Origin of the sequence: Pseudomonas sp. RL_5y_Pfl2_73, assembly GCF_963970515.1 — a bacterium.
In the GTDB taxonomy this organism is placed as follows: Bacteria; Pseudomonadota; Gammaproteobacteria; order Pseudomonadales; family Pseudomonadaceae; genus Aquipseudomonas.
Map to the genome: position 1 here is coordinate 1 of NZ_CAXAPD010000048.1, position 26,691 is coordinate 26,691.

The window sequence follows — 26,691 nt, forward strand, 5'->3', positions numbered from 1 at the left end:
GCCTTGCTGCGCCCGGAAGGGCTGAAAAATGAAGAAAATGGATCAAATTTCGACGCGGGTCGTTTTTTGAAAAGTACTGACGGCTCGATAGCCGGAAAACATCCGGCTATTTCAGACCATCCCTAGATAGAAATGTGGTCTGTCCCTGTGTGCCCATGACTCGAGATCCGCATGCCGGACCAAGGGGCGTCCAGCAAGGTTTATTGGATGGAGCGATGTCAAACGGCGTCAACGCCATCGTGATCGGTAAATAATAATGAATGTCGAGGGGGCTGTTGATCTGGAAGGATGGCTGGTTGTCATTGATTACAGGCTGTTTCTCATACCGGAGTTTTATTCAGATGATTATGAACGTGGTGAAAAAATCACAAAAAAGGCACAAAAAAGGGGACAGATTTGAATGGCACTTACTTAACCTTCTTCGGGTGTCCATTCTTCCTGACCTCTGCCCTTGCTGATCGACGTGTTTTCATCAGCGTGGGGTAAGGCTTGGGCCTTCGCTTTATGGCGCGCGGCTCTATCCTGCCGGGACGCTTTCCGACACGTTTCTGGCTAATCAGCTCAAGCAGATTCAGCATCTGATCTTCTTGCCCTTGAACCCCGTACTGCCTCAACGCAAGGCACAGCTGAAGGCTATGTTTGAAGCTCAGTTCACGAGGCAGGCAGTCGGCCAACAGAGCTGATTGCGCCATGAGCATCCGTATCAGGTTGTGCGCCAGCAAGTAGATCCACAACTCCTTGACGGCCATACCCGGCGTCTTGCAGCTCAGTGCTTCAAGCCCCAGCGTAGTCTTGAGGTTGCGCAGATCCAGCTCCACATGCCATCGGTCTTTGAACAGTGATTTGAGGGCAGCTTTGGGCACCTGCTGTGGACAATTCAAAGTAGTGACCAGGATTTTCCCTCCGGCCTTCAACTTACGTACTGTCAGCGTTTCAGGTGCCTCGTCGTAATAGACCTGGCTCATCCAGGACGGCTTTGCCTTGGGCTTTTTCAACTCAACCAAATGATCTTCCGACCCCAAGGACTTTCCCAATTGAAAGTCCGTGCTACGCCGTCGAGCGCCGTATTGTTCGAACACCCCGTCCACGCCTCGATGTTGCAATTCACACAACAAAAAGTAGGTTGCGTAGTAGGCATCGCCCAGCACAATGTCACCTCGTTCCAAGGTATCGAGCATGGTCCTGAGCAGCGTCTGCTCATCACCTCCTTTACCGCGAAAACGTCCCAACGAGGCATCCAAAACAGCACCGCTGGCGAGGCAAACAATTCCCACCAACCGGCAGATGGGAAAGCCTAAAGAACCGGGGACAGACCACGATTTTGTGATGTGTTTTGACAGGCTGAAACAGCAAGAAATATAAGGAAGTGATGTTTTCTATTAGGTTGACTAAGCTTTTGGCTCGACTGTATGAAAGGACTCTTCCTATATGCCACGCAGAGCACGCGTATTGATACCGGGTGTCCCCTGCATCTAGTACAGCGAGGGAATAATCGATCGGTATGTTTTTTCTCAGATGATGATTATATTTTTTATATGGAGCTGCTCGCTGAGCAAGCCAGTAAGAGCGGATGTGAAATTCATGCGTGGTGTTTGATGAGTAATCATGTTCATTTGCTAGTCAGCCCTCAAGAGCAAAGTAGTGCGGGTTCGCTTATGAAGGGGATAGGGCAGAGGTATGTGCAGTACGTGAATCGTACATATGGACGCAGTGGGACCCTGTGGGAAGGGCGCTTTCGCTCATGCCTTGTTCAAAATGATAGCTATGTTTTGGCCTGTTATCGCTATATAGAAATGAATCCTGTCCGGGCAAAGATGGTAACGCATCCAGCGGAATATCGTTGGTCGAGTTATCGCGCTAACGCACAATCAGAGTCTTCGTATTTTATTACCCCGTATGCCCAGTATCTGTCGCTTGGCGGGGCGGATATACCGACTGCAGAAGCTTACAGGGAGCTCTTTAGAAGCGAGCTGGGAGTAGGGCTGGTTGACCAAATCCGAGCCGCCACCACCGGTAACTATGTGCTTGGTAGCTCGCGATTTGCTGCCGAAATTGAAGCGGTGATCGGACGGCGAGTTCAACGAGGGCGCCCGGGGCGTCCGGGAAAGCGATAGTCGTCTTAGTTGGAAACGTGGTCTGTCCCCGTTATTTCCTTGCCTTTTCCGTCACCTTTCCATTAGGACTACGACGCAGTGTGCGTGTGTGGCCGAGCCGTCATATCGACACCAAGTGCCTTCATGACCGCCAGAAGTGTTTTCAGAGTGGGATTACCGTGCTCGCTGAAGGAACGGTATAGCTGTTCGCGCGACAGGCCCGTTTCCCTGGCCAATTCGGTCATCCCCTTGGCTCGTGCGACTACGCCCATCGCTTTGGCGATATAACTTGCATCGCCGGTTTCCAGGGCATCGCTCATGAACTCCGCGATGGCCTCGGGAGTGCTGAGGTATTCTGCGGGGTCGAATTCTGTAAAAGTCTCAGTCATTTTGTGCTCTCCACGCCTGCATTATCTGGTGGGCGGTTTCAATGTCGCGGCTCTGACTGCCCTTGTCGCCGCCACAGAGTAGAATCACCAGCACATCGCCCTGCTGGTAGAAGTACACCCTGTAGCCAGGCCCGTAGTGAATTCGTAGCTCACTGAGACCATGGCCGACTGGAGCGACATCGCCAGGTAAACCCTCTATCAGTCGATTGATCCGTGAAGTGATACGAGCTCTACCGGTGTCATCCTTGAGCTTTTTCAGCCAGGATCGGAATTTGCTGGATTCGATCTTCTTCATAAAATGTAGTCTATAAAATACAGAAAAAGCAAGGCTGCATGTTCAAGGTCAAGCGTGTGCCTTGTTATTCCACTAATTAGAAAGTGAAACGGGCGACCCAGAGGTCGCCCGTTTTCGTTACTCAGCTGCTTGCGCCCGCAACCGTCTACCAATCACGTCCATCACATCACACCCATCGCGCAACGCTATCGTTAGCATTTTGCAAAAGTCGGATAGCACCACCGTATCGGAGCTGATATCCGAGCGGAACGCGATGTTTTCCAGCACCTGGGTCACGGTGCGGATACGGTAGTCCGCGGTTTCGAAGAGGACGTCGAGTGGGGCTTCGGTGTCGATGAGCAAGGTTGCGGGGACACAGTCGATGCCAGTGATGGGCATATATCGATTCATTTTGAAGATCTCTGTTTGATTGGCTGAAAGCCATCACTCAGTCGTCGCCAAACGATTGGGTGGTGGCTGTGCGCAGGTTGGCGAACCGGTTACAGAGAAAACCGGCAGATCCGAAGATCTCCCGCGCACAGCCGCCGTGGAATATAGCGGCTTTGCGGGTGCGTCGGTACCTGCAATCAGCCGGTAGCTTTCGCATTCTCTGTAATCGAGTCGCCAAACCCGAGTCGCCTTTGTGGGCGACGAGGGACTATAGGCTGGGCTGCTCCAATGCCACAAGACACCGCTTTCCGAGCTTTATATAGGACCTTTGATCTGGTAGTTGTCGGCTTACTCAGGCAAAGCAAGCGACTGCTGCGCAGTCGAGCGGGAGCAAGCTCCCTCGCCACGGGAGGCTCGACTTGAGGATTACGCACAACCCTCCCCCCGGGGAGTTCATTGCCGAGACTTACTTGGAACCGAACGGTATCAGCGGCCGTGAGCTGGCAGAAAAGCTCGCTTTCGCCTGAATCATCCCTCGGGCGTCGCCGGGTGTGGGGATTCGAGACAGACCAATCGAGATCGGCCTGTCTTTTCAATCGTGGTTGGGTCCGGTTCTCGCTCACATCAAATTGTGGGAAAAAACACTCTGCCTCGTCAGTCTCTTCCCAAACTGCTTTTTGCCGCTCGTAACGTCCGCTCAAGCTCCTTGTGCCTAAGGCAAACTCCTTGCCCGACTCCATCGGCTCGGCAGAAATACAGTGAACCTCGAAAGAACCCGATACATAGGTCATTACGGAGTTGTTTTTTCCGTGACTCGCTTCACCGTGGCCCCCGGTGGCCGTGACTCGCTCAAGCGTCTTTGTTTACTGGAAGCGAAAACTTCACTCACCGAGGTGCGCGATCGACTGGCGGAGCTGTACGAGAAGATGCTGCCCAGCAATCTGCCTTGTGTGATGACGGTGGCCATTTCCAAACCGCTGACCAGGCAGCAGGGTGAGCTGTTGAATAACCAGCGGCTGGTCATAAAAGACCTGATTGCTGATGCGATTGCCGCGCCGATGGGAATGGTTTCCGAACAAGGGGGCAGGATGGTTGCAAAAGTGGCGGGTGAGTTCATATCCAGCAAGCTGCGTACTTATCACGCTGGCGACATTGTCGTGGGTTTCGATGCGCAAGTCAGGGGCGGGATCGGTCCTCAGCGGTCCACATCCTCGATGGTCGTTTATGCTCAGGGATAGACAGCTTGATGATTTATTGCGTCCAGTCATTGTTTTTTCTAAGTCTCTACCTATACCTGCATTACCAGATCAAGGATAGATGCCTTAGAAAATGGTCCGGGCTGGCGCTATTGGCGGGGGGACTGGTTCTGATTTTGTGGTTGCCCTACATGATGTTGTTTTTCAGTACTCCCATTATTTCGATTGGTACGCTCCTAATGGGGTTGGGGCTGTTTGTTACCCAGAACAAATATCGTCGCCTGAGGTACGGGTCGCACCTTCATCCGTTGTGGCGTGTATCGAGCAATCTGGCTGACGATTTCCCCGCCGATTCGCAGATGCAGCAGTTATTAAGTTTGCTGGAAGAAGAGATCGGTCTTCCCAGGCATAGAGGCATTGGTTTGGACACGGCGATCAATCTCGACTTGGGCTGTGACAGGCGTGAGGCTCGTTATCTGATAGACGCGCTGCGGCAGGACTTCGGAATAGATTTTTCTGATTACAAGTCGTGCCGCTACTTTCCCCCGTCGATGTTCGACCGGCTTCTATGGCTCGGGGGCAAGGGGCGCGTCGGTGACGTTCCGCTGACCATCGGAATGCTATATCAGGCTATCAAGGCGCGGCGCTGGGATACTCGGGTGTTGGAGGGCCTGAGTTAATTCCATGAGGCGACCGCTACGCAGTCGAGCGGGAGCAAGCTCCCTCGCCACAGGGATCGCGCTCGACTGGGCGGGTTGGCGCATCAGCTGTGGCAGCAACTATGGGGCTTGGCCTCTTCGTATTTATCGTGGTGCCGCACCCAGTCCATGATTTCGTCTTCGTTGCGGCCCTTGGGCGTCAGGTCGAGGTAGTTGTAGGTGCCGACCAGGATGTCGAGGCCGCGGGCGTAGGTGGAGTAGGTGTGGAAGATGTCGCCGGCTTCGTTGCGATAGAAGACGCTAAGGCCGGGGAGTTCGCCTTCGGTGGTGTCGGTTTTTTCGTAGTTGTAGGTGGCTTTTCCGGCGGCGGTGTCTTCGGCTTTGAAGCTGACGCCGAAGTCGTAGTTGAAGTCGCAGCCTTGCGATGAGACCCAGTCGAAGGCCCAGCCCATGCGGCGTTTGAAGGGTTGGAATTCGGCGAAGGGCGCGCGGGAGACGGCGACCACGGCCACGTCGTGGTGGGCCAGGTGTTGGTTGGCGCCGTCGATGTGGTCGGACAGGAACGAGCAGCCCTGGCAGCCTTCTGTCCAGCCGGGGCCGAACATGAAGTGGTAGATGATCAGTTGGCTGCGGCCGCCGAACAGGTCGGCCAGGCTCAGTTCGCCTTGTGGGCCTTGGAAGCGGTAGGGTTTGTCGATTTTGACCCAGGGCAGGGCGCGGCGTTCGGCGCTGAGTGTGTCCCGTTCGCGGGTGAAGGCCTTTTCGTGGGCCAGGTGTTGGCGGCGGGCGGCGAGCCATTCTTCCCGCGAGACGACTGGATGGTTCTCTACGTTCATGGTGATTTCTCCTGTGGTCAGGGCCGCGAAGTCGGCCTTCAACAGTTGGTCGTTTGGCCTCGGAGCCATTCGACAGGCCGTTGGTCGGCTCAAGGCAGAGACCGCCTGGAAACCCAGCTGAACGGCGGCGCAGCGCCTCGGTCACAACCTAAGTAGGCATCTCACTCTTTGGAGGATGGACCAGGATGACGACTTATAACTGGGACTTGATCGAACGGTTGTTGCACGAAGTGCAGAACGGCGCCGGCCACAGCTTTACCCCTCGGCCTTATGCGGAGGAGCATGCGGCGCAGAAAGCGGCTGAAGGTGAGGCGATCGAGAACCTCGATCATCTGAAAACGGTTGCCGGGAAGTACGAGAAGTTGCTGCTGGACCGTGGCTATATCGAGCCGCGGCCGGAGGAAGAGGGCGGCAACGGTGAGAATTTTGTGCTGACGCCGCGTGGCTCGCGTTTGTTGAGCCTGATCGATAGCAGCATTCCGGGTAACGATCACCCACGCCAGGTGCTGGATGATCAGGACGATGCGCTGGATGAGTTTACGTTTGATGAGTTGGCTTCGAAGGCGCAGATTGCCTGACAGGCCAGCACTGAATCCTAATGTGGGAGCGAGCCTGCTCGCGATAGCGGTCTGACAGTTAAGGATAAGTTGTCTGTCAGAATGCTATCGCGAGCAGGCTCGCTCCCACATTGGATCTCACTGGTTTTAAATCAGTGCTTACTTAGCTTTGTGCTGCCTTCAGGCACCTCAAATCACTGAAATCCTTCTTCACCCCGTCGATCTTCTTCAGCAGCCGTTCGCGCTGGGGCGGGGTGCTTTCGGTCATCAGGTCCACCAGCAGGCTGCGGGCCTGGGCTTCGGTTTTGCTGAAGGCTTCGCGGTAGGCGGGGGTCCAGAGGCTTTCGCGGTTGACCAGCAATTGTTCGATGCGTTCGGGGAAGTCGGGACGGTGGCGTTGGGCGACGGCTTCGCTGAACTGGTTTTGCCAGTGGGCGCGGTTGGCGATCCATTGCTGGTTCTGCTCACCCAGGGCGGTGGACCAGGCCGTCACCCGTTGGCGCTGGGCGTCGTTGAGCGGGCCGAGCCAGTTGTCCAGGCGTTTGACCATGCGTTCGCTGCGTTCCTGGATCTGCTCCTGCAACATCGGCTTGAGGTATTGCTGCTGGCGTTTGCGCTGGTCCTTGACGAAGGCGGCGTCCATGTCATCGACTTGGTCGTCGTTCAGGCTTTGCAGCAGTTCGATGGCCGAGGGGGTGATTTCCCGGGCGGTTTCGGCGAGGGCGGCCTTGGCTTCCCGGGTGCGTTGTAGCAGCGCTTCATCGGTTACCTGGTCGGTTTGCACCATGGTCTTGAGGCGATCCAGCCAGTCGAGGTAGCCGGGCAATTGGGTGGTGCAGTGCCAGGTCAGGTGGTCCTTGAGGCGCTCGTTGAACCAGTCTTTTTGCTCGCCTCTGATGTCCAGGTAATCGTTGAGGGTCCAGGGGATGATCAGGTCGAGGTTGCGGTAGGCCAGGCCGATGCGACTGCAGGCGGTGACGGCCAGCAACAGAGCGATGAGCATGGTGGTGCGGGTCAACCAGCGCGGCATGAGCGAGTCCTTGCGAAGGCGTCGGTGCTTTGTTTGAGCATCGCAGACGCGCGGCAGTTCAGCCGATTAAATGCGTAACGCTTAGTAAAAAGGGTGGGCCATCTTGAGGGTCAGCAGGCTGTCGCATTCGCTGTTGTGGCCGGAGTATGCCGAGCAACTGCTGCCGCTGAGGCTTGAGTCACTGTAGATCAGGTCCAGGTCGATGCCCATCCAGGGCCGGGAAATTTTCAGTGACCAGTCGCTGAAACTGCCTACATAGCCGTTCTCGACCGACACTGGCGTATTGAGTTGGTGGGTGGTGTATTTGGCGCTGATGCCAATGCCGAACGGTATGTTGCCGCCCAGGTCGGCAAACAGCGTGCTGTTCTGTTTGTCCGGGTCGTTGCTCAGGGCGGCGCCAAAACGGCTGCCGAACACGGTCAGACCGCCGTAGAACTCCTGGCTGCCGGGAGTATCGAGGGTGGGGTAGCTGTAGTGGATCAGGCCGACTTCGTAGCCCAGGGTCTGGTCGAAGGGTTGTTTAAAGCCTATGTAGGAATCCACCTCGAGGTTGGCGGATACGCCCACGCTGGGTGACCAGTGGCCGACGTACCAGCCGCTGTCGTGGCTCAGGTCCAGGCCACCATGGAACGAACCGCTGCTCGACGGCGTGACCAGGCCCTGGGCCATGCTGCGGCTGGGAGTGGTGCCAAGCTTGAGGTCGAAGTCGCCGAGTTCGCGCTGGAAGACCTGCCCGTGGACGAGGGAGCACGAGAGCAGGCTGACCGTCAGCGGAACAAGGGAGATGCGCATGCTTCATTCCATCAATAACGAGGAGCAGGAACGATAACTGAGCTGAAAGGCTTGGGCTAGAGAGGTCCAAGCATACCGGCGAATGGTCGGCTGCGACGGCCGTTCGTCGAATCATGGGAAATGGGTGGGGCGGGGGAGGGTTCCAGTCCAAGCGCTTCGAAGCTCAAAGCGCTTTGGGACCAGGTGACGTGCAGGTTACTTCTTGCCCAGGCTAATCTGCTTGGAAGGGCCGAATGTCTGGCCGCTGACGCCTTTGGCAATTTGCTGGATCTCGCCGCCGGACTTGAGGAACGCAGCGATCTGGTTGTTGATCGACTCGCTGGTTTCAACGGCTGGAGCTGGCTTTGCTTTGCTGTTGGATGCTTTTACGCGCATGACGGCCATTAACCTGTAGATAATTAATTGGGCCAGGCATCGTACAGGAAATACTTGACAATTGCTTGGCAAATATCCTTCTGAATTATCGCTGTGGTGACGGAATAATGAGCGGTTACCCTGCAATGATTGCCCTAAGCCTCTGTTTTAAATAACAACCGAGGGCGAAATAGGGCGACGATGGCGAGCGCTACGCACCGTCGCCCGCCTGACGAATGGCCGTGCCTGGGGCGAAAGCCCAGGAAAATCAACGGTTGTGCAGGGCCGTGCCAGTAAACCTCACCGGCGGCCACGAATCAGGCTGCAAAACCGGGTAGAATGCCGCCCACGCAATGAGGGTATTGGAAATGGCTTTAGTCGGGCGCTACAACAGTTTGCAAGTGGTTAAACACACTAACTTCGGTTTATATCTGGACGGCGGTGCGGACGGCGAAATCCTGCTGCCCAACCGTTATATTCCCAAGGATATTCCCAGCGAAGATGAAGACTGGCTCAATGTTTTCATTTATCTGGACAGCGACGACAAACTGATCGCCACCACGGAAAAACCCAAAGTTCAGGTGGGTGAATTCGCCAGCCTGAAAGTGGCTGAAGTCAACAGCATCGGCGTGTTCCTGGACTGGGGCCTGCCCAAGGATCTGTTGCTGCCGTACTCCGAAGAAAAGCGCCAGATGACCGCCGGCGAGTACTGCGTGGTGCACGTCTACCTCGACAAGCACACCCGCCGCATCACTGCCACGGCGCGCCTGGATCGTTATCTGGACAAGACTCCGGCCAACTACACGCCGGGTCAGGAAGTGGATTTGCTGGTCGCCGAAGCCACCGACATGGGCTTCAAGGCGATCATCAACAACAAGCACTGGGGCCTGATCCACAAGAATGAAATTTTCAAGTTCATGCGCGCCGGCAAACAGGAAAAAGGCTTCATCAAGGAAGTCCGCCCGGACGGCAAGATCAGCCTGAGCCTGCAGCCCGTAGGCCAGGAAGCCGCCACCAGCCTGAACGCCAAGATCCTCGCCAAGTTGCGGGAGAACGACGGCACCTTGCCGGTCAGCGACAAGAGCGACCCGGTGCTGATCAGCAGCCTGTTTGGCGTGAGCAAGGGCAACTTCAAGAAGGCCATTGGTGCGCTGTACAAGAATGGGCAGATTGTCATTCATGCCGATCGCATTGAATTGAGCTGATTGACCACAGAATCCTGTGGTCCTGTGGCAAGGGAGCTTGCTCTCGCTGGTTGCAGGACGATTTGGGAGCTGTGTAGGAGCTGTGTAGGAGCTGTCGAGTGCAACGAGGCTGCGATCTTTCCCCTATAAATTGAGTCTCAAGCGAAGATCAAAAGATCGCAGGCTTCGCCAGCTCCTACAGAGCCCAGGGGGAGCGCCTGTCTGTATACAAAACCCTGCACCTTTAGCATGCATCTACGCCCTGTTCGTGGGCGCATGTCAGCTCTTGCTCGGCTTTTACTCCCGCTGTACACCCCGGTTTGTCTCACATCTCGCGCCTATGGCACGCATTCTGCGTGGCAACGCGTATACAAACCATGCCGGCTCCCGTGCGCAGTATGGTGAGCAGGTCGATACGGGGGCACGGCGGTACTCAAAGGAGCCCCGCAATGTCCGAGCAATTGCCCAACGGCTACAGCCCTCGCCTCTATAACGAAGACCTGGGCCCGCTGCCGCAGAAATGGAATTGGTACAACATCTTCGCTTTCTGGATGAGTGATGTACACAGCGTGGGCGGTTATGTCTTCGCCGCCAGTTTGTTCGCGTTGGGGTTGGCGAGTTGGCAGGTGTTGATTGCCTTGCTCGGCGGGATCTGCTTCGTGCAGTTGATCGCTAACCTGGTCGCCAGGCCGAGCCAGCAGGCGGCGGTGCCGTACCCGGTGATCTGTCGGCTGGCGTTTGGCGTGTTCGGGGCGAATATCCCTGCAGTCATCCGTGGCTTGATCGCCGTGGCGTGGTACGGGATTCAGACATACCTGGCGTCCAGCGCGCTGATCATCGTGGTGCTACGGTTCGTTCCTTCGATGGAGGTCTATGCGACACCGCATTTTGCCGGTTTGTCCTACCTGGGCTGGTTCGGTTTCCTCAGCCTGTGGTTCGTCCAGGCGCTGGTGTTCTGGACCGGGATGGAGTCGATCCGTCGTTTCATCGACTGGGCCGGGCCGGTGGTGTATGCGGTGATGTTCCTGTTGGCCGGTTGGATCGCGTGGAAGGCCGGTTGGAGCAATATCAGCTTCACCCTGGCGGAAAAGTCCTTGTCTGGCTGGCAGGCGTTCGGCCAAGTGATCGTGGCGACGGCGCTGGTGGTGTCGTACTTTTCCGGCCCGACCCTGAATTTCGGCGATTTCAGCCGTTATTGCCGGAGCATGTCTGACGTGCGTCGGGGCAATTTCTGGGGGCTGCCGGTGAATTTCCTGGCGTTCTCCCTGGTCACCGTGGTGATTGTTTCCGGGACTTTGCCGGTGTTCGGCGAAATGCTCCACGACCCGATTGCCACTGTGGCGCGTATCGACAACGACGTGGCCGTCTTGCTGGGCGCCTTTGCCTTCGTGACCGCCACCATCGGCATCAACATTGTCGCCAACTTCGTCTCTCCCGCGTTCGACTTCGCCAACGTCGCGCCCAGCAAGATCAGCTGGCGCGCCGGCGGCATGATCGCGGCGGTGGCCTCGATTTTCATCACGCCGTGGAACCTGTTCAACAACCCCGAAGTGATCCACTACACCTTGGACGTGTTGGCGGCGTTCATCGGGCCGCTGTTCGGGATCTTGCTGGTGGATTACTACCTGATCAGAAAACAGCAGATCGACGTCGACGCGCTGTTCAATGACGGGCCGAGCGGGCGCTATTACTACAGTGGTGGTGTCAATTGGACCGCGGTCAAGGCGCTGATTCCGGCAACGCTGATGGGCGTGGCGATCACCTTCACGCCGCTGTTGCAACCGATGGCCAACTTTGCCTGGTTCACCGGTTGTTTCCTCGGCGCAGTGTTGTATTTCGCCTTGGCGCGACGCGAGTCGGCGGGGCAGTTGAACAAAGTGTTCAGCGCGGCCGAGCAGGCCTGATCAACGCAGCACGGTTTGGGCGCAAGGGCTCGCCGCGCTGCGGTTGGCGGGCCGCAGCAACAGGCCTCCGGCCAGCAGCAGGCCGCTGCCGGCAATGATCAGCGCCGGTTGCAGGCCGCCGCTGAAATGGCTGCTCAGCGCCGCCAGCAGTGGCCCGCTGAGCTGGCCCAGGGCAAAACAGGCGGTCAACAGGCCCGCGTTGCGCTGAGTGGCGTGGGGTGCCAGTTCCCGGGAACGCAGCATCACCAGTTGCATGCAGGCCAGGAACGGCGCGCCACACAGGATCACCCCCAACGCCAGCCCCGGCCCACTGCCCAGCAGGCAGGCAAATACGCCGGCGGCTTGCAGCCAGAGCGTACCGATCAGCCAGCGACCGGTGGTGTTCGGGTTGGGGCGACGCAGGCTGACCAACAACACGCCGCTGGCGGCAGCCAGGCCGAAGCAGGGCCAGAACAGGTCGGCCAGCCATTGCCCGTGGAACTGCGCCGAGGCCATTTGCGACAGGAACGTAGCCGGAATGATGTAGCCCAGGCCATACAGGGCGTACACCACGCCCAGTCGAGCGACGCCAGCGTTCGGTGAAGGGCTGGTTGGCCCGGCGACAGGTGTTGCTACGACCGGCTGCGGCAGGATCGGCAAGATCATCAGCAACATCGCCAAGGCCACGCCGGCATACATCAGCCACAGGGTTGCGGAGGTCTGGCCCAGCAGATTCGAACCCAAAGCGAGCAGGCCGGTCAGGAAAATTCCCAGCCCCGGGCCGGCAAACACCAGTGCGCCCAGGCGTGGCCGTCCCGCCGCCGCAGCCAAGGGTTGGCTCAGGGCGGTGATCATCACCAGCACCCAGGCGCTCGCCACGCCGGTGCCAAAGCGTAATGCCAGGTGTGGCCAGAAGCCCCAGGCCCAGAACGACGCCAGGGTCAGCAGCACGCACAGCCACAGGCCGCCGAGCAACCGTCGCCGCACCTGTTCCGGACGGCGAACGAACATGGCATCCAGCGCGCCGAGGAAATACCCCAGGTAGTTGGCCGCGGCAATCAGACCGGCGGTGGTCAAGTCGATCTGACCTTCGCCGATCAAATGAGGTAACTGGGGCGTCAGGGCGAAGCGGCCGATGCCCATGGCCATCATCAGCGCGATGAAACTGCCGAGCAGGCGAATAAGAGGTGACATGGTCGTTCTCCAGTGTCGAGGCGAATGACCGTCAGGCTAGGACTGATTGACTTTCATTAAAAATGAATAATAGTGAGTAACTTGTTCTTTTTTGGAGAAGGTCATGGAGTTCAGCCAATTGCGGATTTTCCAGGCTGTGGCCGAGGAAGGTTCCATCACCCGGGCCGCCGAGCGCCTGCACCGGGTACCGTCGAACCTTTCGACCCGGCTCAAGCAGTTGGAAGAGCAACTGGGCGTGGACCTTTTCTTGCGCGAGCGTCAGCGTTTGCAGTTGTCACCGGCCGGAAAAGTCCTACTGGACTATGCGGCCAAGCTGTTCGCCTTGCACGACGAAGCCCATGCCGCCGTACAGGGCGGGCAGCCGGCCGGGGACTTCCTGCTGGGCACGATGTACAGCACGGCGGCGACGCATCTGCCGGACTTGCTGGCGGCTTATCATCGGGCGTATCCGGAGGTGAACCTGCAAGTGCAGTCCGGGCCGAGTGGTGAATTGCTTGAGGGTTTGCTCACCAATCGTCTCGACGCGGCGTTGGTGGACGGCCCGCTGGAGTTGGCGGGGTTGGACGGCGTGCCGTTGTGCGACGAACGACTGGTGCTGATCACCGAGGCCGATCACTCGCCCGTGCGCAGTGCGTTGGATGTGCAGGGCCGCGCGGTGTTCACGTTCCGGCGTGGTTGCTCCTACCGGATGCGGTTGGAAGCCTGGTTTGCCCATGACCATGCCACCATGGGCCGGGCGATGGAAATCGAGTCTTACCAAGGGATGCTGGCGTGTGTGATCGCCGGGTCCGGGGTGGCGCTGATGTCGGAGTCGATGCTGGCCAGCCTGCCGGGCCGCGAGCGGGTGGCGGTGCACCCGTTGGTCGAGCCGTTTGCCAGCGCCACGACCTGGTTGATGTGGCGCAAAGGCATGGTCGGAGCCAACCTCAACGCCTGGCTTGAATTGCAACAACAGGCCTGGCCACGAGCGCCCATGACGACGGTGCAATCGGCTTGAGCTCCGGGAGGTGGGTTTTGATTAATTCAGTAACAGATCATTGCAGACTGAGACGAGCATTGCGTAGAACATCGGACTATTATCAGTGCGAAGGGGCCACAGTAATTTGCTGCTTGTACCACCCTGAGGGGGCACCACGATGAAAGAGAAAATCCAGAACTGGCTTCACGACCTGGGTGTCGCGCTTGGCCTGATCGAGCCACCGATGCAACCGGTACCGATCCGCACCGATGACGAGCAACGCCGCCGCCAACCGCGCCGCCGGTAAACCCACCAGGCATTTGGAGAGATCGCAGCTGCGGACCATTTCAATTGAGATGGTCCGCAACTGCGATCTTTTTATTTGTGGAGGCCGACGCTGTGGGGGCGAGTTCATTGCCAGGGTGTCGGTCAAACCGCCTTGGCCACCACCTTCGGCCGTGGCGACAACAAGCTCACCCGCACAAAACTCACCAGCGCACTCAGGCTGTAGTAAATCGGCGTGTGGGCGTCCAGGCGGTCCTTGAGCATGAAGAACAGTGCGGTCAGCAAGCCCAGCGACAGGCTGGTGATTGCGCCGGCGGTGCTGCCCCTGGCGCTGCAGCCTCAGCGCGAGCGCGCTGTTGTGGCCAGAGATTGCTCCCGCTGGGTTCTGTAGGCACTGGCGAAGGCTCGGGCCGCGTTTGGACGATCTTTTGATCTTTTGATCTTTCGCTTGAGACTCAAATGTCTGGGGAAAGATCGCAGCCTCGTTGCACTCGACAGCTCCTACACAGTTCCTACGCGGTTCCTACACGGCTCACAGTTCTTATGGATGCAGTCGAGAGGGAGCGCGCTCCCTCGCCACAGCTTCTCGGATCAGGCGGTTTGCTTGAGGGCTGGTTTATCGAAGGGCTCCGAAGCGTCCTTGCTACGCGGATCCCCCGGGCCATACACCGCCGTCGGCTCTGGAAACAGGCTCAGCAATACCAGGTACACCACCGAGGCCAGACCCAGGGTCACCGGTAGGCTGATGTCGATTCCGCCTGCCAGTTCTCCCAGCGGCCCGACGAACTGCCCCGGCAGGTTGACGAAGCACAACCCCACCAGCGCGCTGGGGATCCATGCCCCAAGGCCGCGCCAGTTCCAGCCGTGGCTGAACCAGTAGCGCCCGCCGGTTTCGCCGCGGGTGAACACTTGCAGGTCATCCGGGCAGTAGAAGCCGCGGCGCACCAGCAGGCCGATGATCATGATCACCATCCATGGCGTGGTGCAGGTGATGATCAGCACGGCGAAGGTCGAGACGCTCTGCACCAGGTTCGCCGCGAAGCGCCCGATGAAGATGAAGGCAATCGACAGCACGCCGATCAGCAGCGTCGCCTTGACCCGCGACAGCACCCGTGGAAACACGCTGGACATGTCCAGCCCCGTGCCATACAGCGACGTAGTGCCGGTGGACATGCCGCCGATCACCGCGATCAGGCACACCGGCAGGAAGAACCACCCCGGTGAAACCGCCAGCAGCCCGCCCACGTAGTTGTTGGCCGCGATGTAGTCCGGCGCCTTGATCGCCACGATGGTGGCGGTGGCGAGGCCGAACAGGAACGGGATCAACGTCGCCAACTGCGCAGCGATCACGGCCAGCATGATGCGGCGCTTGGGCGTATCGCGGGGGATGTAGCGCGACCAGTCACCCAGGAATGCACCGAAGGAAATCGGGTTGCTCATGGCCACCAACGCCGCGCCGATGAACGCCGCCCAGAAGCCCGGCTGGCCGAGGCTGACGGTGCCGGCGAACTGGCTGTCGAAGGTCGGTGCGAAGGCGAGAATGCCCAGCAAAAACAGCAGGCTGGCCGCCCACACGGCGATGCGGTTGACCCACAGCATGAAGCGAAAGCCATAGATGCATACCGTCAACACCAGCAGGGCGAACAGGCCGTAGGCCAGGCCCAGGCTCAGGTCGGTCTCTGGCATGCCGATCAACCGTTTGGCGCCGCCGATCAACGCGTCCCCCGAACTCCACACCGACAGCGAGAAGAACGCGATGGCGGTCAGCAACGACAGGAACGAGCCGACGATTCGCCCGTGCACGCCGAAGTGTGCACCGGAAGACACCGCGTTGTTGGTGCCATTGAGCGGGCCGAACAGACCCATGGGCGCGAGGATGATCGAACCCACCAGGACGCCCAGCACAATGGCCCAGACCCCGGCCTGGAATGACAGGCCGAACAGCACGGGGAAACTGCCGAGCACGGCGGTGGCGAAGGTGTTGGCGCCGCCGAAGATCAGGCGAAACAGGTCGCTTGGGCCGGCGGTTCGTTCGTGGTCCGGGATCTGTTCGACCCCGAAGGTTTCAATTTGCGTAAGGTTGTTGTCGTTATTGTTATACATGATCTGCTCCGATCATAAAGGCGCGCCCGTCGTGTGCGGGCGCCACCTGTTGCTAAGGGATTGGCAGCCCTTCCGGCATTGCGGACAAATGTTCGTGACAGGCCAGCCATAGGCCTTGTTGTTCTTGGCGAAACACAACGGTTTCGCGCTCCTGGCTAAAGTGAAGCTCCCCTTGCATGCGCAACTCGGTGGCCACGTCATGGATGAAAATCGCCACGTCCCCTAGCAGGCTGACGAAGGCGTTGCTTGAGGTGCAATTGAGCACCTCGAAGCCATCCTCGGACCGCCAGCGATCCCACAACGCCTGGTAAGCATCGCGTGACAGCAGGGGCTGTTCGAGGGTGTGGAACACGAAACTCGCATCAGCCGTGAACGCACCGAAGTAGGCGTCGCGGTCGTTGCGGGCGAAGGCCGCCACCAAATGTGCAGCGGCCTGGAGCACTTGGTCCTGTTTGTTCATGGGCGCACCTCAGCGATGAACCACGCCAGGCAGTACGCAGAGCATCTCGTACAGCAGGTTGGCGCCCAGCAGCGAGGTGTTGCCGGTGGTGTCGTATGGCGGCGAGACTTCTACCAGATCGCAGCCGACCAGGTCGAGGCCCTGGCAACCACGGACGATTTCGATCGCCTGGATGGTGGTCAACCCTCCGATTTCCGGGGTGCCGGTGCCAGGGGCCCAGGCCGGGTCGATGCCGTCGATGTCGAAGCTCAGGTAGACCGGACCGCCACCGACTTTTTCACGCACTTCGGCCATCAACGGGGCCAGGGATTTGTGCCAGCATTCTTCGGCCTGGACCACGCGGAAACCCTGGTTGCGGCTCCAGTTGAAATCATCGGCGGTGTAGCCCTGGGCCCGCAGGCCGATCTGCACCACGCGGTCGCAATCGAGCAGGCCTTCTTCCACGGCGCGGCGGAAGGTGGTGCCGTGGGCGATCTTCTCGCCGAACATGTGGTCGTTCACATCGGCGTGGGCGTCGATGTGCACCAGGCCGACCTTGCCGTGTTTCTTGTGGATCGCCCGCAGGATCGGCAGGGTGATGGTGTGGTCGCCACCCAGGGTCAGGGGGATGACGTTGTGTTCGAGGATCTTGTGGTACGACTCTTCGATGATCCGCACTGCGTCCAGCAGGTTGAAGGTGTTGATCGGCACGTCGCCGATGTCGGCCACCGACAGCGAGTCGAACGGCGCGGCGCCAGTGGCCATGTTGTAGGGGCGGATCATCACGGATTCGGCGCGGATCTCGCGGGGTCCGAAACGGGTGCCGGCGCGCAGGGAGGTGCCGATGTCCAGCGGCACGCCGACGAACGCAGCGTCCAGGCCGGCAGCGGTTTGCAAGTGGGGGAGTCGCATCATGGTGGCGATGCCACCGAAGCGCGGCATGTCGTTGCCGCCCAGTGGTTGGTGAAGAATCTTGTCCACGGGTAGGGCCTCATCGTTGTTTTATTTATCAGGGGCCGATTCTGCGAAAAGCCGTTGCCGTGAAGAATCGCTGGCGGCAAATACTTAGTTCAGATTTTTCTAAACTAATGGCGGGTGGGGGCGATAGACTCGCGATTGACCTGTTGAGGTTAAATGGTGGGTGCAAGCCTGTGGGAGCAAGCTTTGCTCCCACAGATAAATCCCCTCGCCACAAAGTGTGCAGTGACCCGCCTGTATGGAGACACCCTGATGGCCAATGCTTTACCCGACCTGAAACTGCTGCGCATTTTCGTCAGCGTGGTCCGGCACCAGGGGTTCGCCAATGCCCAGCACGAGCTCAACCTGTCCACGTCGGCCATCAGCACCTACATGAGCCAGCTTGAGGCGGCCCTGGGCCTGGTGTTGTGTCATCGCGGCCGGGGCGGGTTCAGCCTGACCAGCAAGGGCGAGTTGTTCCATCAGGAAACCTTGCGCCTGCTGGGCGAGCTCGAAGGGTTCGAGCAGTACGCCGCCGCGCTCAAAGGTGAACTGCGCGGCACGCTGAACCTGGGGGTGATCGATTCCACGGTCAGTGACAGGGCCTTGCCGTTCGCCGAAGCCATCGGTGCCTACAGCCAGGAGCATCCGGCGGTGCATTTGCATCTGTCGGTCATGAGCCCTTATGAGCTGCAACTCGGCGTGCAGGACAACCGCCTGGACTTGGCCATCGGCGCGTTTTCCACGCGCATGAGCGGGCTGGTTTATATGCCGCTGTACCGTGAACAGCACTGGTTGTATTGCAGCAACCGCCATGCGCTGTTCAACGAGCGGCGCATCCCCGAGCAAGTCATCACTCAGCAGCGCATGGTCGGGCGCGGTTACTGGAGCCAGGCCGAACTGGCCCGTCATGGCTTCAAGCACAGCGCGGCGACGGTGGAGAGCATGGAGGCGCAGTTGATCCTGGTGTTGTCCGGTGCCTACGTCGGTTACCTGCCTGAGCACTACGCTCAGGCCTGGATCGACAAGGGCGACTTGCGCGTGTTGTTGCCGGCGACCTTCGGCTATCAGGCGCCGTTTTCGATGATCGTGCGCCGTGGTCGCAGCCGCGAGCCGCTGATCCAGACCTTCCGTGATTTGCTCAAAGCTCAACTGAATCAGGCCTGACCATGTCCAGAACTCAATGTCCGCGTTGCCAACGACCGCAAAGCCATTGCCTGTGCCCGTTGATCCCCAGCCTCGACAGCCGCACCCGCGTCTTGCTGTTGCAGCATCCCAGCGAAGTGAACCATGCCTTGAACACGGCCAGGCTGGCGGCTTTGGGCCTCAGTAATGCTGAACTGATCGTGGGCGAGGTGTTCGAGGATTTGCCCAGGTTACTCAATCAACCGGGTTATCAGGCGCGGTTGTTGTTTCCGGATGATGATGCACAGCCGCTGCAAGCCTATGTACCCTCCGATGACCCGTTGCTTCTGGTCGTGCCCGACGGCACCTGGCGCAAGGCACGCAAGTTGCTGCACCTCAACCCGCTGCTGGCGGCGCTGCCGAGGGTGACGTTGGCCGAGGGCGGGGTGTCTCGTTATCGTTTGCGCAAGGCACCGGGACCGGGAGCGTTGTCGACGGTCGAGGCGATTGTCCAGGCGTTGCAGGTGCTTGAAGCGCCGGCGAGTTTCGAGCTGTTGCTGAGGCCGTTCGAGGCATTGATCGAGGGGCAGATCGCGGCGATGGGGGAGGAGACGTTTCGGCGTAACCATGCTGAGAAATAATGGATGTCTTTGCCGCCGCCTTCGCGAGCAAGTCCGCTCCCACAGTTGATCTTCAGTGCACACAAGATTTGTGGTCACCACAAATCCAATGTGGGAACGAGCCTGCTCGCGATGGCGGCCTCATGATCAGAGGAGCGCCCAGTTAGAACCTATCGCTCGCGCATCGCCTCGGTCTGCGCCTTCAACACCGGCTTGAGCAGGTAATCCAGGACACTTTTCTCCCCGGTGATGATGTCCACCGTCGCCACCATCCCCGGAATGATCTGCAAGGGGTTGGCATCCCCACCCAGGTGGTTTTTATCGGTGCGCACCTGGATCAGGTAGAAGCTGTTGCCTTTGTCGTCGGTGATGGTGTCGGCGCTGATCAGTTCGAGCTTGGCGCTCAGCCCGCCGTAGATCGTGTAGTCGTAGGCGCTGAACTTGACCATGGCCTTCTGGCCTGGATGAAGGAACGCCACGTCCTGAGGGCGGACCTTGGCTTCGATCAGCAGGTTGTCTTCCAGGGGCACGATTTCCGCCATGTCGCTGCCCGGCTGCACCACGCCACCGATGGTGTTGACCTTCAGTTGCTTGATCACCCCATGCACAGGCGAGACGACGGTGGTGCGGCTCACGCGGTCGTCGATGGCGATGCTCGAGGCGGTGATTTTCGACAGTTCGGTGCGTTTCTCGTTGAGGTCCTTGGCTGCCTCGGAGCGAAAGGTCTGTTCCGATTCGTCGATCTTGCTCTTGATCTCGTTGATCGCCGATTCGGCCCGGGGAATGGCCAGGGTGGTGGCATTGAGCGAGCCGCGGATTTCCACCGCGCTGCGTTTGAGCCGCAGGATCTCCACCGGTGATACCGCCCCGGTGCGCACCAGCGGGGCGGACATGTTCATTTCTTCTTGCAGCAAGGCCAGGGAGGAGCTGAACTGGCCTTGCTTGGAACGAAACTCCGCCAGTTCCTGGGTCTTCTGGCGCAATTGTTCGGTCAGGGTGCGTTGCTCGCTGGCCAGACGCCGCTGGCGTTGTTCGTACAGTGAGCGCTCGTCCTCGGCCACTTGCGGGGCCTTGGCAATCACCTCGGCCGAAAGATCGAACGGCCGGCCCTCGGCCTCGGCCGACAAGCGCTCGACCTGGGCGGTCAAGGCATAGCGGTCGACCTCGCTTTCGCCCTTGTTCGACAGGAACCGCGTGTCGTCCAGGCGCAGCAGGGTGTCGCCCTTGTTCACCATCTGGCCTTCGCGGACGAATATCTCCGTGACGATGCCGCCCTCCAGGTTCTGGATCACCTGGATCTTGCTCGACGGAATCGCCTTGCCTTCGCCGGTGGTGACTTCCTGCAACACCGCCAACTTCGCCCAAACCAGCCCGGTGATGATCAAACCGGCGGCCAACCACACGGTCACCCGCGAGCGGCGGGGCGAATCCTGCAGCGTGGCGCCAGCGGTTTCCGGCATGAACTCGCTTTCAGCGCTTTTGCTGAAACTGCCGAAGTAGCTTCGGGCGGCTGAATCCGGTGTTTGAGCAGACATGGGGCGGTACCCGTCAGTGAGAGAAAAAAAGCCGAACACATACCCGTGGCTTGAGAGGGTTATCTGTGGGAACAAGCCTGCTCCCACAGATTACGGTGTTGTTTCTATACCGCTGCGGAGCCCACCCGTCCCTTGCGCAGCGCATCGATCACCGCGTCTTTCGGTCCATCGGCCACGATCCGGCCGTTGTCCAGCACCACCAAGCGGTCCACCAGGCTCAGCATCGAGGTGCGGTGGGTAACCAGCAGCACGGTCTTGCCCTGTACATGGGGGTGAAGCTTCTGTCGCAAGACGTCTTCGCTGCTGTTGTCCATGGCGCTGGTGGGTTCGTCCAGCAGCAGGATCGGCGGGTCGAGCAGCAAGGCCCGGGCCAGTAGCACGGCCTGGCGTTGGCCGCCGGAGAGCAGTTGCCCGCGCTCGCCCACCGGGCGGTCGAAACCTTGGGGATGTTGGCGCGCCAGTTCGGTGACACCGGTCAGTTCTGCCACTTCCAGCATGCGCGCGTCGCTGATGTAGCGGGCGCCCAAGGTGAGGTTGTCCCGCAGGCTGCCGGCCAGCAGCGGCAGATCATGGGCGACGTAGCCGATCTGTTGACGCAGGTCGGCGACGTCCAGTTGCCGCAGGTCCAGGCCGTCGAGCAGCAACTGGCCTTCCTCCGGCGCATAGAACCCCATCACCAGGCGCGCCAGGGTGCTCTTGCCCGAGCCACTGCGGCCGATGATCCCGACCCGTTCGCCGGGTTTGAGGCTGAAGCTGATATTAGCCAGCGCCGGAGCGCTCTGGCCGTTGTAGTGGAAGGTCACGCCGCTGACGTCCAGCGCGCCCTGCAATTGGGTGCGGTCCAGGGGCCGTTGCTTGGCGTCACGCTCCTGAGGCAACGCCATCAGGGCATCGGTGCTGCGCATGGTGAGCTGGGCTTGCTGGTAACGGGTGATCAACCCGGCGATCTGCCCGAGCGGGGCGAGCACCCGGCTGCCGAGCATGTAGGTCGCTACCAGCGCACCGACGCTGAGGTTGCCGGCGATGATGCTGTAGACCCCGGCAACGATGGTCGCCATGCCCGCCAGTTGTTGCAGGAACAAGGTGCCGTTGGTCGCCAGTGCCGAGAGGTTGCGCGCGTGGCTGTCCAGGCGGGTGAGGGCACCATGGGTGCTTTCCCATTGATGCTGGCGCTCGCTCTCGGCGCTGCATGCCTTGAGGGTTTCCAGGCCGCCGAGGGTTTCGATCAGCAGTGCCTGGCGCTGGGCGCCCAGGGCCAGGCTTTTTTCCACGGTGTCGCGCAGGCGCACCTGGATGATCGTCGCGAAGATAATGGTGAGCGGAAACGCTACCACCGGAATCACCACCAGCCAGCCGCTCAACAGGCCGATCACCACCAGCATCAGCAGGGCGAAGGGCAGGTCGATCAGGCTGGTGAGGGTCACTGCCGTGAGGAATTCGCGCAGGCCCTGGAAGTCGTGGATGCTCTGGGCGAAGCCGCCGATGGTCACTGGCTTGGCCTTCATCGCCATGCCGGTGATGCGCTCGAACAGGGTGGCAGAGAGAATCACGTCGGTTTTCTTGCCGGCGGTGTCCAGCAGATGGGCGCGCACCACCCGCAATACCAGTTCGAAACCCGTACCGATCAACAGCCCCACGGCCAGCACCCACAGGGTCGACGTGGCCTGGTTCGGCACCACGCGGTCGTAGGTCTGCATGACGAACAGCGGCACCATCAGCCCCAGCAGGTTGATCAGGAAACTCGCCAGGATCGCGTCGCTGTACAGCCAGCGCGACAGCTTCAAGGTGTCGCGAAACCACGCCTCGACCCGCGGCACCAGGGGCGAACGCAGGTCTTCGAGTTCATGGCGCGGCCGGGCGAACAAGGCCTGGCCGCTGTAGTCGAGGGCCAGTTCCTCGCGGCTGACCCACTGCTCGCCGCCGTCGGCCTCGCAGGGCAGAATCAGCGCCTTGCCATCCTCACCCCAGCGCCGCAAGACCGCACAGCGGCCGCCCGCCAGAATCAGCATCACCGGCAGGTTCAAGGGGGAAATATCCGCCAGCTCACGACGCAACAGCCGCGCCTGCAAGCTGGCCCGGGCCGCTGCGCGTGGCAGCAGGTCCAGGCTCAAGCGTTGGTGCGCCATAGGAAGCCCGGCGCTGAGGCTGGCGCGGCTGACCGTCGCGCCATGGAGTTTGCAGAGGATCAACAGGCCGTCCAGCAAAGGATCATCGAAATTCAGGCGCGGATCGGCGCCGGGGGTTGCGGGTTCCATGCTGGTCACATTGTTCGCTCCCATTTTTTTGGAGGGGGGCTACTTCAGTTCCGGCAGCCGAGCCTGGTTCTTGACTTCGGTCTGCGCGACCGCATCGGCCGGCAGCACGATCCGTTGTTTTTGCAACAACAGGCCCATGTTCGCCAGCACCCGGTACATCGAGTACTCCTCGGTGTAACGCACTTCGGTGTAGCGACGGTTGGCGTTGTACAGCTCGTTTTCGCTGTCGAGCAGGTCGAGCAGGGTGCGTTGGCCGAGACCGAACTGATCCTGGTACGCAGCGCGCACACGGGCGGTGGTGTCGGCATATTCGCGGGCGGTGGGGGTCTGTTTGCGGGCGTTGAGCATCGCGTTCCAGGCCAGGCGTGTGTCTTCGTTGAGCTGGCGCAGGGCATTGTTGCGGATGTCCATGGCCTGGTTGATCTGGTGGGCGTTGGACGCCAGCCGTGCCTTGTCGCTGCCACCGCGGAACAGGTTGTAGTTCATCACCACGCCGACCCGCCAGTTGTTGTCGTGGCCTTCTTCGCCACCAAGGTTGTTATTGGCGCCCACCGCCGCCTCGGCGTCAAAGCGCGGGTAGAACGGCGACTTCGCTACTTCGTACTGGCTCTCGGCGGACTGTATGTCGGCTTGGGCCGATTTCAGGTACGGGTTGTTATCCACCATGCTTTGCTGGGCTTCGCGCAGGTCGGCAGGGATTTCGCCTTTGGTCGAGGGTGGCGCTTCCAGCTCATCGGGCATGCGCCCGACCACGCTGTAGAAATTCGCTTCGGCGTCGGCCAGGTCGACCTGGGCGGTGTCGTAGTTGTTTTCCGCCAGGGCCCGACGGGCATTGGACTGGTCGGAGTCGGCGGTGCTGCCCACCCCACGCTCGGTGCGCAAGCCGATCTGGTCGTTGACCCGCAGGTGCGCCTGCAGGTTGTTCTTGGCCAGGGTCACCAGTTCACGACGCTTGAGCACTTCCAGGTAGACCTCAATGGTGCGCAGCGCCAGATCCTGGGCGGTGCCCTGGGCATAATAGGCCCGGGAGTTGACCACGCCTTGGGTGCGCTCCACTTCATTAGCGGTGTTGAACCCGTCGAAGATCATCTGCCGCAGACGCAGCTCCGATTGGGTGTAGGTCAGGATATTGGTGTGGTGATTACCCAAGGCTCGGGTGTTGGTGTTGTCGCTATAGCCACGACCGTAACCGGCATTCAAATCCACTGACGGGAAAAAGCCCCCTCGGGCGACCTTGACGTCTTCATTGGCTGACAGACGGCTGTCTACCCGTTGTGCCAGCTCTGGGTGAGTGGCAATGGTGCTCTGGATCGCTTCGGTCAAGGATATGGCCTGCGCCTGAGAGGAGCAGGCCATGGCCAGCAAAACCGCGCTGCAGAGGGGGGTTAGAACGCGCATGAGGTGCATCTCCTGATGTCTGTAGTGCTTTGCTTGTCGCCAAAATATTGACGAATTAAAGATCAAAACCGTTTCAACCTTGTAACAACACAGCTAAGAACATCCTGAGCAAAACCTAAGAAGAATTTTTCATAAGACTTATGCCGAAAAAAACTTATGTGCTTGAAAAAAACCGGCACATTGTTCAAAGCGAAAGCCTTTGAATCTGAGGGTTCTGACGGCTTTTAGGCGTCAATAAAAGTTCCATGCAGATGTTTAAGTAACGTGAAGAAGTACCGGAAGGGCGATGTGAGATGTGTTTTTTGGTGACGGTTTTTTGTCATTCTGGCGAATTGCTAGCACCTTCTGTTTTCACGAAAGCTGGCAGATTTTCCAGCTTTGTTGGTCGCCAAACCTGAGGACGGATTCTTCACCCAGACAGGTGCCGATTGCGGTCGGCAACGGAGGAAATGCACATGGCAGCGCTCATCGGTATCGTCAGCAAAGTGGTCGGGCAAGTTTTCGCAGAAGCGGCCGGTGGCCTGCGGCGGCCTCTGGTCGAAGGCGATCGGCTTTATGCCGGCGAACACCTGGTCACCGGTGCCGAAGGGGCCGTGGCTGTTCATATGCAGAACGGCCAGACGTTGACCCTGGGCCGCGAAAGCAACCTGACCCTGACCTCGCAGTTGCTCGCCAACCCTGCGCCTGATGTCGACACGCCTGACGCGGCGACACCGAGTAACGCGCAACTGACCAATGTGCAAAAGCTGCAGCAAGCCATCGCCGCCGGCGCCGACCCGACTCAGACCGGTGAAGCCACGGCCGCCGGCCCCGAGGGTGGCAACCCGGGGGGCGTGGGCGGCGGGCACAGCTTTGTGCTGCTGGAAGAAGTCGGCGGGCAGGTCGATCCGCAGATTGGTTTCCCCACGGCCGGGTTCAACGGGATTCCCGAGTTTCCACAACTGCGCCTGGCCGGTGACCCGGATAACACGGGCGACGATGCAACCGTGCCGCCGGAGACTCCGGACAACCCCGTGACCCTCGACGGGGTCAATGTCGAGGGCGGTGAACTGACCACCAACGAGGCCAATCTGGCCGATGGTTCGGCCAGCAATCCGAGTGCGCTGGTGCAAATCGGCACCTTCACGGTTTCCGCGCCTGACGGGCTGAGCAGCCTGAGCATCGGCGGCATCAACGTGATCACCGGCGGCGTGCCCGCAGGCTTCCCCCAAACCATTACTTCGGCGCTGGGCAACACGTTGACCATCACCGGCTATGACCCGGCCACCGGGGTGGTCAGCTACAGCTACACCCTGACGGACAATGAAACCCATCCGGCCGGCGGCGGTGTCAACAGCATCACCGAGCAGTTTGCGGTGGTGGCCGTCGACACCGACGGTGACACGGCCACCGGCACCCTGGACGTCAACATTACCGATGACGTGCCACAGGCGATCGACGACAGCCACGCCAATACGGCGTCGGAAACTTTGGTTACCCTCACCGGCAACGTATTGCCCAACGATCATCAGGGCGCCGACCGGATCCCCACCGGCCCCGACAGTGGGCCGATCATTGGTGGGACGTTCACCGGCACCTACGGCACCCTCGTGCTCAATCCCAACGGCACGTACACCTACACCCTGAACACCAGCGACCCGCAATTCGTCGCGTTGCATGGCGGGGGCAGCGGCACCGAGACCTTCACCTACACCCTGACCGATGCCGATGGCGACACCAGCACGGCGAACCTGGTGTTGCAGGTGCATAACAATGATGATCCGGTGGTGTTGGTAGGGCTGGATGCTGCAGGTGGCGAACTGTCGCTGCTGGAGAAAAACCTCAGCGACGGCAGCAGCCCGGATGCGCCGGCGCTGACCCAAAGCGGCACCTTTACCGTGACTGCGTTGGACGGTGTGCAGACCCTGAGCGTGGGCGGTATCAACGTGGTGACGGGCGGTGTGGCAGCCGGTTTCCCACAATCGATTATCACCGCGCTGGGCAACACCCTGACCATCACCGGTTTCAACGCTGCGACTGGGGTGGTCAGTTACAGCTACACGCTGCTGGACAATGAAACCCATCCAAACGCCAACGGCGCCAACAGCCTCAGCGAGCAATTTGCGGTCGTCGCCATCGACGACAACGGCACCACCGCCAACGGGAATCTGGACGTCAATATCGTCGACGACCTGCCCAAAGCCGT

At 59.8% G+C, this 26,691-nt stretch carries 26 protein-coding genes and 1 pseudogene; 11 read left to right on the plus strand and 16 right to left on the minus strand.

The features are described from left to right. Nucleotides 1-407: 407 nt before the first annotated feature. Nucleotides 408-1,358: an IS4 family transposase gene (locus AACY42_RS27035; protein ID WP_339483544.1), complete on the minus strand. Its 951-nt coding sequence runs from the start codon at nucleotides 1,356-1,358 to the stop codon at nucleotides 408-410. 51 nt (nucleotides 1,359-1,409) lie between these two features. On the opposite strand from AACY42_RS27035, the gene AACY42_RS27040 reads away from it, so the two are divergent. After that, nucleotides 1,410-2,114 carry a transposase gene (locus AACY42_RS27040; protein WP_339483514.1) on the plus strand — a complete coding sequence of 235 codons (705 nt, stop codon included), beginning with the start codon at nucleotides 1,410-1,412 and terminating at the stop codon, nucleotides 2,112-2,114. A gap of 68 nt (nucleotides 2,115-2,182) precedes the next feature. Here AACY42_RS27040 and AACY42_RS27045 read toward each other — a convergent pair whose 3' ends face one another. From AACY42_RS27045 to AACY42_RS27055, 3 genes are all read right to left on the minus strand, one after another. Continuing rightward, the gene (locus tag AACY42_RS27045) at nucleotides 2,183-2,482 is read right to left on the minus strand and encodes an addiction module antidote protein (RefSeq protein ID WP_188252113.1); all 300 of its coding nucleotides are present in this window, start codon (nucleotides 2,480-2,482) and stop codon (nucleotides 2,183-2,185) included. Then, entirely contained in the window at nucleotides 2,475-2,777 is a 303-nt protein-coding gene (locus AACY42_RS27050) for a type II toxin-antitoxin system RelE/ParE family toxin (RefSeq protein ID WP_258648095.1), read from the minus strand. The genes AACY42_RS27045 and AACY42_RS27050 overlap by 8 nt, the downstream gene beginning before the upstream one ends. Before the next feature lie 117 nt (nucleotides 2,778-2,894). Then, the gene (locus tag AACY42_RS27055) at nucleotides 2,895-3,167 is read right to left on the minus strand and encodes a hypothetical protein (protein WP_058544380.1); all 273 of its coding nucleotides are present in this window, start codon (nucleotides 3,165-3,167) and stop codon (nucleotides 2,895-2,897) included. 788 nt (nucleotides 3,168-3,955) lie between these two features. Between AACY42_RS27055 and AACY42_RS27060 the strand changes: the two genes are divergently transcribed. After that, nucleotides 3,956-4,384 (plus strand): hypothetical protein, encoded by a 429-nt coding sequence (locus tag AACY42_RS27060; RefSeq protein ID WP_339483518.1) that lies wholly within the window; start codon nucleotides 3,956-3,958, stop codon nucleotides 4,382-4,384. An 8-nt stretch (nucleotides 4,385-4,392) separates the two neighbouring features. Further along, nucleotides 4,393-5,022 (plus strand): DUF1493 family protein, encoded by a 630-nt coding sequence (locus AACY42_RS27065; protein WP_339483545.1) that lies wholly within the window; start codon nucleotides 4,393-4,395, stop codon nucleotides 5,020-5,022. A gap of 83 nt (nucleotides 5,023-5,105) precedes the next feature. On the opposite strand, the gene AACY42_RS27070 is transcribed toward AACY42_RS27065, so the two are convergent. Then, on the minus strand, nucleotides 5,106-5,837 hold the full coding sequence (locus AACY42_RS27070; RefSeq protein ID WP_339483519.1) for a DUF899 domain-containing protein: 732 nt from the start codon (nucleotides 5,835-5,837) through the stop codon (nucleotides 5,106-5,108). A gap of 185 nt (nucleotides 5,838-6,022) precedes the next feature. On the opposite strand from AACY42_RS27070, the gene AACY42_RS27075 reads away from it, so the two are divergent. After that, the gene (locus tag AACY42_RS27075) at nucleotides 6,023-6,415 is read left to right on the plus strand and encodes a transcriptional regulator (protein WP_339483521.1); all 393 of its coding nucleotides are present in this window, start codon (nucleotides 6,023-6,025) and stop codon (nucleotides 6,413-6,415) included. Between the two features lie 142 nt (nucleotides 6,416-6,557). Here AACY42_RS27075 and AACY42_RS27080 read toward each other — a convergent pair whose 3' ends face one another. From AACY42_RS27080 to AACY42_RS27090, 3 genes are all read right to left on the minus strand, one after another. Beyond that, the gene (locus AACY42_RS27080) at nucleotides 6,558-7,424 is read right to left on the minus strand and encodes a DUF6279 family lipoprotein (protein ID WP_339483522.1); all 867 of its coding nucleotides are present in this window, start codon (nucleotides 7,422-7,424) and stop codon (nucleotides 6,558-6,560) included. Nucleotides 7,425-7,505: 81 nt separating this feature from the next. Further along, complete coding sequence (locus AACY42_RS27085; RefSeq protein ID WP_339483524.1) at nucleotides 7,506-8,216, minus strand: TorF family putative porin; 711 nt, start codon at nucleotides 8,214-8,216, stop codon at nucleotides 7,506-7,508. Between the two features lie 195 nt (nucleotides 8,217-8,411). After that, nucleotides 8,412-8,600 carry a hypothetical protein gene (locus AACY42_RS27090; protein WP_339483525.1) on the minus strand — a complete coding sequence of 63 codons (189 nt, stop codon included), beginning with the start codon at nucleotides 8,598-8,600 and terminating at the stop codon, nucleotides 8,412-8,414. 338 nt (nucleotides 8,601-8,938) lie between these two features. On the opposite strand from AACY42_RS27090, the gene AACY42_RS27095 reads away from it, so the two are divergent. Together AACY42_RS27095 and AACY42_RS27100 are read left to right on the plus strand one after the other, a co-directional pair. Then, entirely contained in the window at nucleotides 8,939-9,775 is an 837-nt protein-coding gene (locus AACY42_RS27095; protein WP_339483526.1) for a CvfB family protein, read from the plus strand. Nucleotides 9,776-10,203: 428 nt separating this feature from the next. Then, nucleotides 10,204-11,658: an NCS1 family nucleobase:cation symporter-1 gene (locus tag AACY42_RS27100; RefSeq protein ID WP_339483527.1), complete on the plus strand. Its 1,455-nt coding sequence runs from the start codon at nucleotides 10,204-10,206 to the stop codon at nucleotides 11,656-11,658. Here AACY42_RS27100 and AACY42_RS27105 read toward each other — a convergent pair whose 3' ends face one another. Next, a complete protein-coding gene (locus tag AACY42_RS27105) occupies nucleotides 11,659-12,831 on the minus strand; it encodes an MFS transporter (RefSeq protein ID WP_339483529.1) in 1,173 nt (390 codons plus the stop codon). Nucleotides 12,832-12,934: 103 nt separating this feature from the next. Between AACY42_RS27105 and ptrR the strand changes: the two genes are divergently transcribed. Further along, on the plus strand, nucleotides 12,935-13,828 hold the full coding sequence (gene ptrR, locus AACY42_RS27110; protein ID WP_339483531.1) for a putrescine utilization regulator PtrR: 894 nt from the start codon (nucleotides 12,935-12,937) through the stop codon (nucleotides 13,826-13,828). 139 nt (nucleotides 13,829-13,967) lie between these two features. Then, nucleotides 13,968-14,096 carry a PA1414 family protein gene (locus tag AACY42_RS27115; RefSeq protein WP_003198971.1) on the plus strand — a complete coding sequence of 43 codons (129 nt, stop codon included), beginning with the start codon at nucleotides 13,968-13,970 and terminating at the stop codon, nucleotides 14,094-14,096. Nucleotides 14,097-14,218: 122 nt separating this feature from the next. Here AACY42_RS27115 and AACY42_RS27120 read toward each other — a convergent pair. The 4 genes and pseudogenes from AACY42_RS27120 to speB form a co-directional block, all read right to left on the minus strand. Next, nucleotides 14,219-14,401, minus strand: a pseudogene (locus tag AACY42_RS27120) (sodium:solute symporter); the annotation flags it as partial. Between the two features lie 264 nt (nucleotides 14,402-14,665). After that, nucleotides 14,666-16,180 carry a purine-cytosine permease family protein gene (locus AACY42_RS27125; RefSeq protein WP_339483546.1) on the minus strand — a complete coding sequence of 505 codons (1,515 nt, stop codon included), beginning with the start codon at nucleotides 16,178-16,180 and terminating at the stop codon, nucleotides 14,666-14,668. A 49-nt stretch (nucleotides 16,181-16,229) separates the two neighbouring features. Further along, nucleotides 16,230-16,637, minus strand: a complete 408-nt coding sequence (locus tag AACY42_RS27130) for a YybH family protein (protein WP_339483533.1) — start codon at nucleotides 16,635-16,637, stop codon at nucleotides 16,230-16,232. 9 nt (nucleotides 16,638-16,646) lie between these two features. Then, nucleotides 16,647-17,597 (minus strand): agmatinase, encoded by a 951-nt coding sequence (speB, locus tag AACY42_RS27135; protein WP_339483534.1) that lies wholly within the window; start codon nucleotides 17,595-17,597, stop codon nucleotides 16,647-16,649. Between the two features lie 249 nt (nucleotides 17,598-17,846). On the opposite strand from speB, the gene AACY42_RS27140 reads away from it, so the two are divergent. Beyond that, complete coding sequence (locus tag AACY42_RS27140; RefSeq protein WP_339483535.1) at nucleotides 17,847-18,740, plus strand: LysR family transcriptional regulator; 894 nt, start codon at nucleotides 17,847-17,849, stop codon at nucleotides 18,738-18,740. A 2-nt stretch (nucleotides 18,741-18,742) separates the two neighbouring features. After that, complete coding sequence (locus AACY42_RS27145; protein ID WP_339483536.1) at nucleotides 18,743-19,339, plus strand: tRNA-uridine aminocarboxypropyltransferase; 597 nt, start codon at nucleotides 18,743-18,745, stop codon at nucleotides 19,337-19,339. Between the two features lie 149 nt (nucleotides 19,340-19,488). Here AACY42_RS27145 and AACY42_RS27150 read toward each other — a convergent pair whose 3' ends face one another. The 3 genes from AACY42_RS27150 to AACY42_RS27160 form a co-directional block, all read right to left on the minus strand. Then, nucleotides 19,489-20,853, minus strand: a complete 1,365-nt coding sequence (locus tag AACY42_RS27150; RefSeq protein ID WP_339483537.1) for an HlyD family type I secretion periplasmic adaptor subunit — start codon at nucleotides 20,851-20,853, stop codon at nucleotides 19,489-19,491. 104 nt (nucleotides 20,854-20,957) lie between these two features. Next, nucleotides 20,958-23,117: a type I secretion system permease/ATPase gene (locus tag AACY42_RS27155; protein WP_339483538.1), complete on the minus strand. Its 2,160-nt coding sequence runs from the start codon at nucleotides 23,115-23,117 to the stop codon at nucleotides 20,958-20,960. A 30-nt stretch (nucleotides 23,118-23,147) separates the two neighbouring features. Then, nucleotides 23,148-24,506, minus strand: coding sequence for a TolC family outer membrane protein (locus AACY42_RS27160; protein ID WP_339483540.1), 1,359 nt, complete (start codon nucleotides 24,504-24,506; stop codon nucleotides 23,148-23,150). A gap of 455 nt (nucleotides 24,507-24,961) precedes the next feature. Here AACY42_RS27160 and AACY42_RS27165 point away from each other — a divergent pair. After that, the coding region (locus tag AACY42_RS27165) for a retention module-containing protein (RefSeq protein WP_339483542.1) at nucleotides 24,962-26,691 on the plus strand (1,730 nt) is incomplete at its 3' end.

Coding starts and splice junctions, on each gene's coding strand:
- ptrR (WP_339483531.1), top strand. CDS start 12,935: ATGGAGTTCAGCCAATTGCGGATTTTCCAGGCTGTGGCCGAGGAAGGT.
- AACY42_RS27150 (WP_339483537.1), bottom strand. CDS start 20,853: ATGTCTGCTCAAACACCGGATTCAGCCGCCCGAAGCTACTTCGGCAGT.
- AACY42_RS27070 (WP_339483519.1), bottom strand. CDS start 5,837: ATGAACGTAGAGAACCATCCAGTCGTCTCGCGGGAAGAATGGCTCGCC.
- AACY42_RS27100 (WP_339483527.1), top strand. CDS start 10,204: ATGTCCGAGCAATTGCCCAACGGCTACAGCCCTCGCCTCTATAACGAA.
- AACY42_RS27095 (WP_339483526.1), top strand. CDS start 8,939: ATGGCTTTAGTCGGGCGCTACAACAGTTTGCAAGTGGTTAAACACACT.
- AACY42_RS27075 (WP_339483521.1), top strand. CDS start 6,023: ATGACGACTTATAACTGGGACTTGATCGAACGGTTGTTGCACGAAGTG.
- AACY42_RS27040 (WP_339483514.1), top strand. CDS start 1,410: ATGAAAGGACTCTTCCTATATGCCACGCAGAGCACGCGTATTGATACC.
- AACY42_RS27140 (WP_339483535.1), top strand. CDS start 17,847: ATGGCCAATGCTTTACCCGACCTGAAACTGCTGCGCATTTTCGTCAGC.
- AACY42_RS27145 (WP_339483536.1), top strand. CDS start 18,743: ATGTCCAGAACTCAATGTCCGCGTTGCCAACGACCGCAAAGCCATTGC.
- AACY42_RS27050 (WP_258648095.1), bottom strand. CDS start 2,777: ATGAAGAAGATCGAATCCAGCAAATTCCGATCCTGGCTGAAAAAGCTC.
- AACY42_RS27065 (WP_339483545.1), top strand. CDS start 4,393: ATGATTTATTGCGTCCAGTCATTGTTTTTTCTAAGTCTCTACCTATAC.
- AACY42_RS27105 (WP_339483529.1), bottom strand. CDS start 12,831: ATGTCACCTCTTATTCGCCTGCTCGGCAGTTTCATCGCGCTGATGATG.
- AACY42_RS27160 (WP_339483540.1), bottom strand. CDS start 24,506: ATGCGCGTTCTAACCCCCCTCTGCAGCGCGGTTTTGCTGGCCATGGCC.
- AACY42_RS27055 (WP_058544380.1), bottom strand. CDS start 3,167: ATGAATCGATATATGCCCATCACTGGCATCGACTGTGTCCCCGCAACC.
- AACY42_RS27090 (WP_339483525.1), bottom strand. CDS start 8,600: ATGGCCGTCATGCGCGTAAAAGCATCCAACAGCAAAGCAAAGCCAGCT.
- AACY42_RS27115 (WP_003198971.1), top strand. CDS start 13,968: ATGAAAGAGAAAATCCAGAACTGGCTTCACGACCTGGGTGTCGCGCTT.
- AACY42_RS27080 (WP_339483522.1), bottom strand. CDS start 7,424: ATGCCGCGCTGGTTGACCCGCACCACCATGCTCATCGCTCTGTTGCTG.
- AACY42_RS27045 (WP_188252113.1), bottom strand. CDS start 2,482: ATGACTGAGACTTTTACAGAATTCGACCCCGCAGAATACCTCAGCACT.
- AACY42_RS27085 (WP_339483524.1), bottom strand. CDS start 8,216: ATGCGCATCTCCCTTGTTCCGCTGACGGTCAGCCTGCTCTCGTGCTCC.
- AACY42_RS27130 (WP_339483533.1), bottom strand. CDS start 16,637: ATGAACAAACAGGACCAAGTGCTCCAGGCCGCTGCACATTTGGTGGCG.